Raw genomic sequence first — 13,003 nt, forward strand, 5'->3', positions numbered from 1 at the left:
TACCTGTTTCAGACGTTAATTAATCACTCATGTAATCACTGCCAGAAAAGCAGCTTTTTCATAAAAATCGCTGAAAACCTTGCGGCGGTTTCCAGACTTTATTCAATCATTTTGCATCAAAATGCTGCAACAGTTCGAAATAGTTCAAGGACTTCCGGTAAAAAGGAATCGGTTCCATTCATTGCCACGGCTTAGCATCTTTCCAGATAAACACTTAATAATGGGTGATAAGCGCCGGTTTAAATCATTCGATATTCTTAACTGTTATTTTTTTATGAATGATGAGCCGCCCAAAGCTTAAACAGAATCACGCTGATAACGTATAAATAAACAGCGCTTAACAGCGTTACTCAGAGTTGTTGTGGCCCTTTTTACTCTCATTAAGCGCAATGATGTCAGTGCAAGTGCAGGACAAAGTTTTAGATTCTTTTTTATCATTCCAAATCGTTTTGGATAATTCGTGTCATTTCAGGGTGGTCACTTGCAATATCAGCGCGTTAGCCTCTCTGAAGAGGCAGAGGTTAATGCCAGCTTAATTTACAGCTGCTCAGCCTTTGCTTTGCAGCTGAGCAGCGTCAAAACTATACCAAAAACCACAAATTTGATTAAAATAACAGCAATGCAGCAGAGAAAATGATTCCTTACTTGACTGTGTTGCCAAATTAATGTTTTCTGTATTTAAACGCTGCTCAATATCACAAATTTTAATGAATCTTGTCGCATGAGAAGATGAATTTGCTAAGGTGATGTCAGTGTTAACCAATACCCTGCGGCTGCATTAATTATTCAAATCATAGCGGCCGCAATGTTTTCCCTGGTGTTGGCGCAGTATTCGCGCACCCCGGCCTCGGCTGGGGTCATTTTTTTCCGGGATATGATTTATCCTGCTCTGCCACCCAGTCGCGCAATACCTGCACATCATGTCGCCACTCATGCTTCAGCTCGTCAATCCATTCAACAACGTTGTCCCACCACGCCGGTAATTCAGGACTCTGGATCTGTTTCGCCAGCATCTGCAAGCGCTGCAGCCCGACCGAACCTGCCGCCCCTTTGATCTTGTGCCCCTCTTCAGCAATGCCTTTTTGATCGCGCGCCATCAGATTCGATTCCAGCACCGCAAGATAGTCCGGCATCATCTTTTCAAACATCGTCAGGCTTTGGGTAATCAGGCCCGGGCCAACCAGCTCGATATACTGTTCGAGCATCGCGACATCCAGCAGCATCCGGGTTTTGTCATCGCTGACCTCTGCGGTTTCCTCTTCCGAATCTGCCTGATAATCCCAGTACTTTTTGATCATCGCGGTCAGCGCCGGCACTGCCAGCGGTTTGCTCAGAACATCATCCATGCCCGCGTCGAAATACTCTTTTTTGTCTTTAAGGACGTTGGCGGTCAGTGCCACCAGCGGTGGCAGATGCGTTCCCTGATACTGCTGGCGAATCGCACGCGAGACATCCAGCCCGGTCATATCGGGCAGCTGAATATCCAGCAGCACCAGATCAAACTCCAGCGGGTCGAACAGCGCCAGCGCTTCGCTGCCGGTCATGGCGACCTCGACGCTACAGCCCAGCTTCTCAAGCACCGAGCGCGCCACAATCACATTCAGCTCAATATCTTCAACCAGCAGGACATGCAGCGCAGGCAGTGGCAGGCTGTCGTCCAGGCCTTCATCCTCCACCTCTTCAGCAATGCGCGGCGCCTTAATCTCTACGGTGAAGCATGAGCCCTGTCCTGGTGCGCTATGTACATGGATGTCACCGCCCATCGCCTGCGCCAGACGACGTGAAACCGCCAGCCCGATACCGGTGCCAGTCGCCGGTTTACCGCCATGCTGATCTTTGACCTGATAGTACATCGCAAAGATCTTATCCTGCTCCTCCTGCCGAATACCCATACCGGAGTCCTGCACCTCAAAGCGCAGCGTTTCGTCCTGCTCATAGGCTACCCGCACCACGATTTCGCCCTGCTGAGTGAACTTCACGGCGTTACCAATCAGGTTCCACAGAATCTGACGCAGACGCGTTCCGTCCGTCGAAATCATATGCGGCAGCGGCAGTTGTGGCGCAAGCACAAACTTCAGCCCTTTTGGCTGAGCCAGCAGGCCGGAAAGATTTTCTAAATCGGCGAGGAAACCGGTGAAGTCGAGCGGCTGATTGTCCAGCTGCACTTTGCGGCGCTCGATTTTGTCCACCTCAATCACATCATTGAAGATGTTGCCCAACGTGATGGCAGAGACGTGAATGGTTTTCAGGTATTTCAGCTGTTCCTGATTAAGGTCGGTATCCAGCAGAATACGACTCAGGCCGACAATGCCATTAAGCGGCGTACGAAGCTCGTGGCTGATCGTAGAGATAAAGGTGGTCTTCTCCCGGCTGGCGTTCTCTAACGCGTCCTGATAGCGCTTACGCTCCGTTATATCGCGGCCAAAGCCCATCAGCCCGCTGCGCTTACCGACGCGGTCGTAATAAGGCACTTTACGGATCTCGAAACAGGCTTTGCGCCCGTCGGGATATTGCAGCCACTGTTCATAAGTCAGCGAGACGTTATGACGGAACACCTTCTCGTCCGTTTCCAGCACCTTCGTTGCCGCTTCATCATCATAGATATCGCGTGGCGTCAGGCCAATCAGCTGTTTCTCGCTTTTGCCGGTCAGCAGTTCCATCGCCCGATTACAGCCGGAGAACTGCTTATCAATGTTGCGATAGAAAACCAGGTCAGGCGAAGCATCCAGGAATGAGCGCAGGAAGGAGGATTGCTGCTCCAGCTCAATCTGTGCCTGCTCGCGACGGGTCACCTCTTCACGCAGCTTGTCCATCACCTGCTCGCGAGCCAGCTCCGCCTTTTTACGGTCACTGATCTCCTGATTCAGCTGCGTGATGGTCTCTTTCATCTGCTGGTTCAGTTCCAGGTCGCGGGTGCGCATCTCTTCCAGCTTATCCACCAGCCGTGCCAGCCGTTGCCGCGATTCCTCCAGCTGATCGACCACCACCGACAGAAAATAGACCGCCCAGGGCGTAATCAGCAGCCCGAAGAAAACCGAACGCACCACGTCAATGCTCTCGACATGACCTCGCAGTACCATCGTAACCGCCATCTGGACGATCATCGCCAGCACCACCAGCGCAGATGCCAGCAGCAGCGAGAACCTCACCAGTCCAAGCTTGACCATTAAATCAACGTAGTACTGCGCCAACAGACGAATTTGTTTCATAACAACTCCCTGGAAGAGAAACAGCCTCATAATAGCGCAGTTAGCCTGCTGACGTCCCGGCACGTCGCGTGGAGATACGGGATCAAATGCGCTTTTATGGTGCATTCGCATAGTCGATCGGCGACGTTAAGGACAAAGCGGTTAAAACCCTTGACTGATTGTGCCAAATGAATAATCTGTAATGCCGCCAGCGAATCCGTGATTTCTTCGTATGGCCTGTTTTCAATATCCTGGCAACGTCCTGTTGCGCAGGCACACCCTGTTTACATGCATACCCATTCAACTTAAATGATATTTTAAGCAAGACAGTGTTGATTAATTTTTCTTATAACCAACCGCTGTTTCATTCAAATAGACGGACATAAGAAAAACAGATACATGCTATGCATCAACGGTTCTGAACAGCATTTAATGCTGTCTAACACCCCGTCACCAGCATGGTGCAGAGATCTGACGCCTGCACTACAGTGAGTCAGTTCACATTTATGGGCCGATCGGCAGGCAGCAGAGTGATACACTTTAAACCTTAAAAAGCAATAAATTCAATATCTTACGCAGATAAAACCCCTGTTAACCCTGTCTGACCGCCCTATTTGACCTGATTACGCTTTCCCGATAAGTTGGAAATCCGCTGAAAGCTTTCCAGACGGGCCATTGTCTCGGCATATCTATGCAACAAGAAGACTCCCGCGCGGTTTAAGTCATCTCCTTTAAGAGACCGGAAATCAGAGAGCAGCTCAATTAAGGACGTTTTATCGATGTCTGGAGAGAAATGCTCAGGGCTATGACGCGCGCTCGACAGAGCATGGCGATGAAAATGATGTTGCGCCCCGTTGCGCTCAGACCCTGAAACAGTGCAGGTAATGTCAAAGCAGTTAAGGAGACCCTCAATGTCCACTAAAAAACCTCAATCCTATGGCTTGTATGATCCGACAGCAGGCAGTGACAGCTGTGGTGTAGGTTTCATTACGCGCAAGGACGGCGAGCAGACCCACGAAATTCTGCAGATGGCGCACAGCGCCCTGTGCACGGTGCCTCACCGCGGCGGTATGTCAGCGGAAGGCGTCGGCGACGGCGCCGGGGTCAACGTTGACCTTTCCCTGCATTTCTTCCGCAAGATTACCGGCCAGCCGCTGGAAGCGGGCCGCTTTGGCGTCGGCAACTTCTTTGTGCCGAAAGATGCTGCGCTGCGCGCGAATGCCGAACGTCTGGTAGATGAGACACTCAACAGCTTTGGCCTGCCGGTGATCATGAAGCGTGACATGCCGCTCGACAGCAGCGTGACGCGTCCGGCCGCCGTACAGTTTCAGTTACCGATCCTGCAGTGGATTTTCACTGCGCCACAGGACGTGGTTGACCAGAACGACTTCGAGCAACGCATCTACCGCGCCCTGTTAACGATTGAAGCCCGCGCCTTTACCGAGAGCGAATTTGGCGGCCTCTATCCGCTGTCGCTGTCGTCGCGCACCCAGGTGTTTAAAGCCCGTCTGAATTCCAATGAAGTGATCCCCTACTTCAAAGATCTGACCGATCCCGATCATCAGGTGCGTGGGCTGTTTTTCCATACCCGCTTCTCCACCAACACCGATCCGCATACCACGATGGCCCAGCCGTTCCGCCTGATGGCGCACAACGGTGAGCTGAATACGGACCGTAAAAACCGCATCGCTGAGTCCGCGCTGGCACTGGCCCGTGGCAAGAAAATCGTGCGGCCCAAAGGTCAGTCTGACAGCTCGCGTCTGGACCAGAGTATCCACAGCCGTCTGATGGAAGATGATCTCGACCTGATCACCGCCGTGGTTTCAATGATGCCACCCGCCTGGGAAAACGACAGTTCGCTGCCGCCAGAAGTGCGTGACATGCTGGAATATTTCTCACTGTATGAAGAGAAGAACGACGGCCCGGCAGCATTAATCTTTGGCAATGGTGAAGTGATTGGCGCCCGTCTTGACCGTCTTGGCCTGCGTCCACTGCGCTCAGTCGAAACGGCTGAGTATATCGGTGCGATGTCAGAAGCCGGTCAGATCGCCTTCCCACCCGAAAGCGTCTTGCGTCGCGGCCGTATCGAAGCGGGCGGCATGCTCTATTTCGATCACCGTGAAAAACGCAGCTACACCACGCTGCAGGCACTGGAAAAACTGGCGGCGGAGAAAGATTATTCAGCGCTGCTGCGTGAAGCGCGCGTCGGTCTTGACGATCTGCCTGAAATCCCGGCAGAGCAGCAGGGTTCACCGCTGCGTTATCGCGGCGATCTGAAAACCTATCAGCGCTTTGTGGCTTACTACTACAACCAGGAAAGCTTCAAGTTCATGATGGACCCGATGCTGAACACCGGCGCAGAGAAAATCTCCGCGATGGGTTACGGCAACGCCATTAACGGCTTATCCGATCATGAAGGCGGCATGGCGCACTACTTCTCTCAGCGCTTTGCTCAGGTCACCAACCCGCCGCTGGACTCAATCCGCGAAGTGGATGGTATGACGCTGCGTGTCGCGCTGGGTGCGAAACCGCATCTGGGCCGCAGCAAAGGTCGTCAGATTGTGGTGCCGACCCCAATCCTCAGCCACCTTGATATGCTGCGTTTGCGCGAGCAGACCATCGCACCTTATGCCCGCTTTGAGATGCTCTATGAGCCGGTAATCGGCAAAGATCTGCTGAGCACCACCGCGAACGCAAACGCGCTGGAAAAAGCGATTGATGACCTGGCGCAACAGGTCGTGGATTTTGCCCGTTCGCAGGGTGGCATCGCCGTGCTTACTGACCGTCACATCTCGTCAACGCACGCCGCAATCCCGATGCTGCTGGTGGTTTCTGCCATTAACCAGCGCCTGGTGCAGGAAGGCCTGCGTCTGGATGTTTCTCTGGTCGTAGAAAGCGGCCAGAGCATATCTTCGCACCACATTGCTGCCACCCTCGGCTTCGGGGCTTCCGCTATCTATCCGCTGGGCGTACAGATGCGTGCAGAGGAAAAATTTGGTGAAGGTGAAGAAGGCAACAAAGCCTTTAAGCGCTATGCCAAAGCCGCTGAAAAAGCGCTGATGAAAACCATGGGCAAAGTGGGCCTTTGTACCGTTGAAAGTTACAGCAGCGGCGAATTCTTTGAGCCTAACTTCCTCAACACTGACGATCCGGTGCTGAAAAAGTATTTCCCGAATATCAAAACCCCGGTGGGTGGCGCGGGCTTCGCAGCCATCGCAGCGATGGCCGTTGACTGGCACCAGAGCGCGCTCAGGATTCAGGGCGAATCTGAAGTGCCGTTGCTGGGCCTGTTTAAAGAGCGTGCAGAAGGTGCAGGTCACTCCTACGGCACTATCGCCGTGCGCACCTTCATCGACATGACCGAAGAGCCGATTCGCTTTGCCGACAAGGCGCGCGAAGAGGACAACTTCATTCGTCTGATGACGCTGGCAAAACTGGATAACGCGTTTGGTATTAAGCCAGAGACCTTCAAAGACAGCAGCTTTGAGCGCATCCCGGATGACGTGATCAACAACTTTGCGATTACGGCCGATTACCGTCAGTTCTCAAGTTTGATGTATGAAGAGCGTAAACGTCGCCCGGCGGCGCTGCGTGACATTCTGACATTCCCGGCTGATCTGACCCACATTGACAGCGAAGCGGAGTTCCGTCGCAAGCTGGGACGCTACTCGCTGACCAACAACGGCTTTGCTATTCGTGGCATGGAGTGTGAAGCGGTGGATGGCAGCCTGAATCACTTTATGCTGCGTCTGACCGATGCGATTGAGGGGCTGAAGCCTGAGACCGAACGCCTGCAGAACCTCTCCCGCGCCCTGAAATCCCGTTTCGGCGATGATATTGAGAGCAGCGACGTGGTCACTGGCGCTTTGAAAGTGACCGCATACGGTAAAGCGGCAGATTATCTGTCACGTATCTTCACCACCCTGCCCTCACTGCCGCTGAGCGAAGTACAGCCAGCCTGTGAAATTACCCGTACCTTTGCTTCCGGGGCAATGAGCCACGGTGCACTGGTCGCGCCGGCTCATGAAGCGGTCGCACACGGCACCAACATGGTCGGCGGCATGAGCAACTGCGGTGAAGGCGGCGAGCATTACTCCCGTCACGGCACCATCCGTGCCTCGCGTATCAAACAGCTGGCTTCGGGTCGGTTCGGTGTCTGGGCTGCCTATCTGGCGGATCCGATGCTGGAAGAGCTGGAGATCAAAATTGGTCAGGGTGCGAAGCCTGGCGAAGGCGGTCAGTTACCGGCGGCCAAAGTGACCGTAGAGATTGCTGCGGCCCGTGGCGGTACGCCTGGCGTCGAGCTGGTCTCGCCGCCGCCGCATCATGACACCTATTCCATCGAAGATCTGGCGCAGCTGATCCACGACTGTAAAGCCGCGCGCGTGCGCGTCATTGTCAAACTGGTGTCGTCAGAAGGGATCGGCACCATCGCAGTTGGCGTGGCTAAAGCCGGTGCCGACGTGATTAACGTTGCAGGTAACACCGGCGGTACCGGCGCGGCGTCGGTGACCAGCCTGAAATATACCGGACGCGTGGCCGAAATCGGCATCGCTGAAGTCCACCAGGCGCTGTGTGCCAACGGCCTGCGTGAGAAAGTGCTGCTGCGCTGCTCTGGCGCACAGCAGACCGGCAGCGACGTGGTGAAATCTGCCTTGCTGGGCGGTGACAGCTTTGAGTTCGGTACCACCGCGCTGATGATGCTGAAATGCGTGATGGCGAAGAACTGCAACGTGAAGTGCCCGGCTGGCTTAACCACTAACGCAGAAGCCTTTGATGGCGATCCGCGTCAGCTGGCGCAGTATTTCCTCAACGTCGCGCATGAAGTACGTGAAATTCTGGCACGTATGGGCCTGCGTTCCCTGCGTGAGGCGCGTGGTCGCTCTGACCTGCTGCACCTGATGGATCATCCGCTGGAAGTCGGCAAACTCGACTTACGCGCCATGCTCACCGTGGTGCCAGAGCTGAAAATCGACAAGCCGGTTTACCTGGAAAAAGATTTTGAGCTGGATGATGGCTGGATTGAGCAGGTTAAGCAGTCACTGGTGGAGCAGGGAAATCCTGACGTCTCACTGGGCAACAGCATCGTCCTGAACAACCGCAACAAAAGCGTTGGCGGCCAGCTGGCCATCGACATTGAGCGCATGCTGAACCATCAGCTCAGCGCACAGCAGTTGCAGGCGATGCCTGCGGTAATGACCGACGATCGCGGTCGCCGCTATCTGGCCCCTGAAAGCGTAAAAATTTCTACCACCGGATCTGCCGGTCAGTCATTTGGCGCCTTCTGCAACGATGGCATGCAGCTGTCCCATTACGGCACCTGTAACGACGGTGTCGGCAAAGGACAGTGTGGTGGTGAGCTGATTGTGATGTCGCCTGGGGGCGGCGCGCAGGATGGCGATGGCAACGTGCTGATCGGTAACTTTGCCCTGTTTGGCGCGACTGGCGGACGACTGTTCGTGCAGGGCCAGGCTGGCGACCGCTTCGCAGTACGTAACTCCGGCGCAACGGCTGTGGTTGAAGGCGTGGGTGACTTCTGCTGCGAATATATGACTAACGGTGCCATTCTCAACCTCGGCACCTTTGGTAAAGGATTTGGCAACGGCATGAGCGGCGGCTTTGCTTACCAGTACGACCCGTATGGATCGCTGGCCAGCCACGCTGCAGGTGATTCAGTACGCTTCGGATCGATTGCGGATCAGGATGAGATGGCGCAGGTGCACAAGCAGGCCGTGCTGACCATGCTGAACTGGCATCTGGAGGCGACCCAGTCACCACGTGCCGCGTGGCTGCTGGAGAACTGGGAAACAGAGTGCCACCACTTTGTTTACGTGATGCCGCGCTCACTGCTGCTCTATCAGGATGGCGGCGAGATCCTGAAAGCCAAGAGCCGCAAAGATCTGCTCGAAGAGCTGTCCACGGCGCTGGCAGGCCATCAGGTAGCGAAATTCAAAGCCGCGTGGCGTCAGGGTAAAACCATCGCCAACGGTGCCGTTCCGGCCTATGGCGCGACCGATACGCAGGAGATGTTTGTCCTGCTGAACAACTACACCGTGCTGAGCTTTGCCCAGCAGCTGGCACTGGCGAAGTTGCCGAAAGGCACGCCGGTTGAAGATGCGGCGGTGGAAAAAGCGGTCCGCAATCTGCTGATGACGGAAGACTTTTCACTGGTCAGCAAGCTGCAACGTCATGCCCGTTCTGCCATCGAGAGTTACAGCGATGATGAACTGGCCAGTCTGATTGGTACTAAACGCATGTCAGATTACAAAGCGGCACTGACGCAACGTAACATCCGCTCCATGGACAGTCTGGCGACCTACGGCTGGATCATGTATCAGGATGCCTGTAACCGGGAAGTGCTGGGCCACCTGCCTGACTTTGAAGAGCTGTTTGCACGTGCGGCATTGCCGGAAATTGCCGCTGCGGTGGGTAAACTCTCCTGACAGTGATACTGATCAGGCTGAACTGAATATTATTAATTGATCATTGCCCGGATTAATCGTTGTACCGGACAGAGGCAGAACCGCTTTCCCCTGCTGCACACACTGCGGCGCGGGGAGGCGGAACCGCTTTCAGACCGGGGAACGCCACTGATATCGGGCGAGAACGGGATTGAGTAAAAGTACCCATGAAAATTCCTTATATTCCAGAAGATGCACCTTTTAATGGCGATCAGAAGTACTGGCTGGCTGGCTTTCTCGCGGGCCTTCACTCCCGTTTGCTGGTTTTAGAAGACAAGCAGCAACCTGCTGCAGGTACGGGCGCAGCCGCGACCACGCAACTGCATATTCTGTACGGCTCACAGACCGGCAATGCCGAAGCGCTGGCGCAGACCGCTGCGAAATCTGCCCGAGCGAAAGGGCTGGTGCCAGTGGTTCAGGCGCTGGGCGATGTCGATCTCGACGTGTTTGCCACCATGCGCCATGTACTGATTGTCACCTCGACCTATGGTGAAGGTGAGATGCCGGACAATGCCCAGCTGTTCTGGGATGCGATCTCTGCCAGTACCGCACCGCGTCTGGAGCAGATGCATTTCGCCGTGCTGGCGATTGGCGATACGGGTTACGATGGCTTCTGTCAGGCGGGCAAATTCATCGATATGCGCCTTGAGCAGTTGGGTGCAAAACGCGTGGTAGATCGCATTGACTGCGATATCGACTATGAAGAGCCGTCCAGCGAGTGGCTGAACAGCTCAATGCCACAGTTTGCCGCCAGCGCAGGCAGCAGCGGCACCGTGCTGGAGAGCGCGCCTGAAGCGCCGGTCATTCCAGGCAGCAACAAATCGAATCCGTATGCCGCCGCGCTGATCACGAATAAGCGCCTGTCAGGCGAGCAGTCAGCCAAAGATATTCGTCACTTCGAATTCGACCTGTCTGACAGCGGCCTGAAGTATGAAGCGGGCGATGCGCTGGGCGTGATTCCGGTCAACGAACCTTCACTGGTCAGCCTGCTGCTGACCCAGCTTAATGCTGACTACCAGACGCCAGTACCTGGCTTCGACCGCAGCCTCGGCGACCTGCTGACCTATCAGTTTGAGATCTCTGAGCCTTCACGCAAGTTAATCGAGTGGGTTGGACAGAACACCACCAATCAGGAACTGCGTCATGTCTTACAGCATGATGATAAAGATGCGCTGGGAGTCTGGTTGTGGGGCAAAGATACCCTTGACCTGCTGCAGCTCGAACTGACGCGCACGCTGACAGTGCCGGAGTTTGTTGCCCTGTTGCGCCCGCTGCAGCATCGTGCTTACTCAATTTCATCCAGCTCTAAAGCCCATCCGAATCAGGTGCACCTGACCGTTGCCTCTGTGCGTTATCACAGTGGCGGCCGTAATCGCGGTGGCGTCTGCTCGACCTATCTGGCCGAACGCGTGCGTCGTGGTGAGAAGCCCGCCATCTTTATCTCACCCAATAAAGCGTTCCGCGTCCCTGCCAATAACAGCGCACCACTGATCATGGTGGGACCGGGCACCGGTATCGCACCGTTCCGCGCCTTCCTGCAGGAACGCCAGGCAACCGGCGCGCAGGGCAAAAACTGGCTGTTCTTCGGCGATCAGCATCAGGAACATGACTTTATCTATCAGGATGAGCTGCTGGCCTGGCGGGATAACGGCCTGCTGACCCGTCTGGATCTGGCCTTCTCACGCGATCAGGAGAAGAAGATCTACGTGCAGAGCCGGATGCTGGAACAGGGCGCTGAGCTTTACGCCTGGCTGCAGGAAGGGGCGTACTTCTACGTCTGTGGCGATGCTTCGCGTATGGCGAAAGATGTGGATAATGCGCTGTATGAAGTGGTTCGTCAGTTTGGTGGTCTCTCCACCGAGCGCGCTGCCGACTATGTCGATCAGCTGAAGAAAGAGAAACGCTACCTGCGCGACGTCTACTAATCGCGAAGGTCTGCTGAAAAATCCGGCTTGCGCAGGCAGCCGGATTTTTTTTATGGCTGACAGGCAAAAAAATACCCGCCGGATGGGCGGGTATTCGCTGTTATGTCACGGCTATTTCACGACGCGCAGTGAAGGCCGACCGCCACGTGGCGGTGGATCGTCATCAGGCGGTGTCTCGTCATCGCTGGCATCGTCAGGACGATCACCATCAATCACTGACATCATAGTCTCTTCCTGACCTTCTGACGCCTCCTGCATACCCAGCTCGTAAGCCGGTTCCGGTTCAAACATCGTGCCGGCACCGTTTTCACGTGCATAGATCGCCAGAATCGCCGCCATCGGCACGTTAACCTGGCGAGGAACGCCACCAAAGCGGGCGTTGAACGACACCTGATCATTGGCCAGGTCGAGGTTACCCACAGCGCGTGGCGCAATGTTCAGGACAATCTGACCATCACGCGCATACTCCAGCGGCACCTGCACACCCGGCAGATTAATGTCGACCACCAGATGCGGCGTCAGCTGGTTGTCGAGCAACCAGTCATAGAAGGCGCGCAGCAGATAGGGACGACGTGCAGTAAGTTGCGACATTTCCATACGTTAAGCCCGGGCTTGCAGGCGCATTTCACGTTCAGCTTCAGTTAATGAAGCAAGGAAAGAATCACGCTCAAATACGCGGTTCATGTAACCTTTCAGCTCTTTTGAACCCGAGCCGATCAGATCGATGCCCATGGAAGGCAGACGCCATAACAGCGGCGCCAGGTAGCAATCGACCAGACTGAACTCTTCGCTCATGAAGTAAGGCGTACGACCAAACAGTGGCGCGATAGCCAGCAGCTCTTCACGCAGTTGCTTGCGTGCGGCTTCGGCTTCCTGACCCGTGCTGTTCTCGACTTTCCGCATCAGGCTGTACCAGTCCTGCTCGATGCGATGCATCATCAGGCGGCTGTCACCACGGGCAACCGGATAAACCGGCATCAGTGGCGGATGCGGGAAGCGTTCATCCAGATATTCCATGATGATGCGTGATTCATACAGCGTCAGCTCACGATCTACCAGCGTTGGTACCGTGCGATACGGATTGAGGTCAATCAGATCCTGCGGCAGGTTATCCATTTCGACCTGCTCGATCTCTACGCTGACACCCTTCTCCGCCAGGACGATACGAACCTGATGGCTGAAAATGTCAGTAGGACCAGAAAACAGCGTCATTACCGAACGTTTGTTGGCAGCGACAGCCATGAAAACCTCCAAGTTTGTTCACAAAAAGATACTGCGAATAGCCAACCACACGGCGATTCACCAGCTTATCGAACTCGCACGCAACCTGGTTAGCCGCGTCACAGATACTGACGCCCCGACAGAGGGAAGGCGCATAACGCACCGGCCTGCGGGCGCAAAGTGACACAGAGTTTACCAGATTTTAGGC

Annotated in this window: 5 protein-coding genes; 2 read left to right on the forward strand and 3 right to left on the reverse strand. The window is 54.9% G+C overall.

The window, feature by feature from the left end:
• Positions 1–857 precede the first annotated feature (857 nt).
• Positions 858–3,209 (reverse strand): aerobic respiration two-component sensor histidine kinase ArcB, encoded by a 2,352-nt coding sequence (arcB, locus tag IV493_RS16055; protein WP_013359874.1) that lies wholly within the window; start codon positions 3,207–3,209, stop codon positions 858–860.
• An 890-nt stretch (positions 3,210–4,099) separates the two neighbouring features.
• On the opposite strand from arcB, the gene IV493_RS16060 reads away from it, so the two are divergent.
• Entirely contained in the window at positions 4,100–9,631 is a 5,532-nt protein-coding gene (locus tag IV493_RS16060; protein WP_013359873.1) for a glutamate synthase-related protein, read from the forward strand.
• Positions 9,632–9,816: 185 nt separating this feature from the next.
• A complete protein-coding gene (locus tag IV493_RS16065; RefSeq protein WP_013359872.1) occupies positions 9,817–11,574 on the forward strand; it encodes a sulfite reductase subunit alpha in 1,758 nt (585 codons plus the stop codon).
• A 111-nt stretch (positions 11,575–11,685) separates the two neighbouring features.
• On the opposite strand, the gene sspB is transcribed toward IV493_RS16065, so the two are convergent.
• Together sspB and sspA are read right to left on the reverse strand one after the other, a co-directional pair.
• The gene (gene sspB, locus IV493_RS16070; protein ID WP_013359871.1) at positions 11,686–12,171 is read right to left on the reverse strand and encodes a ClpXP protease specificity-enhancing factor; all 486 of its coding nucleotides are present in this window, start codon (positions 12,169–12,171) and stop codon (positions 11,686–11,688) included.
• A 3-nt stretch (positions 12,172–12,174) separates the two neighbouring features.
• The gene (gene sspA, locus IV493_RS16075) at positions 12,175–12,816 is read right to left on the reverse strand and encodes a stringent starvation protein SspA (RefSeq protein ID WP_003851135.1); all 642 of its coding nucleotides are present in this window, start codon (positions 12,814–12,816) and stop codon (positions 12,175–12,177) included.
• Between the last annotated feature and the right edge of the window lie 187 nt (positions 12,817–13,003).

Origin of the sequence: Pantoea sp. SM3640, assembly GCF_015654165.1 — a bacterium.
GTDB classification, from domain to species: domain Bacteria; phylum Pseudomonadota; class Gammaproteobacteria; order Enterobacterales; family Enterobacteriaceae; genus Pantoea; species Pantoea vagans.

Bases quoted from the DNA above. Each gene is read 5' to 3' on its own strand.
- arcB (WP_013359874.1), bottom strand. From the start codon at position 3,209: ATGAAACAAATTCGTCTGTTGGCGCAGTACTACGTTGATTTAATGGTC.
- IV493_RS16060 (WP_013359873.1), top strand. From the start codon at position 4,100: ATGTCCACTAAAAAACCTCAATCCTATGGCTTGTATGATCCGACAGCA.
- IV493_RS16065 (WP_013359872.1), top strand. From the start codon at position 9,817: ATGAAAATTCCTTATATTCCAGAAGATGCACCTTTTAATGGCGATCAG.
- sspB (WP_013359871.1), bottom strand. From the start codon at position 12,171: ATGGAAATGTCGCAACTTACTGCACGTCGTCCCTATCTGCTGCGCGCC.
- sspA (WP_003851135.1), bottom strand. From the start codon at position 12,816: ATGGCTGTCGCTGCCAACAAACGTTCGGTAATGACGCTGTTTTCTGGT.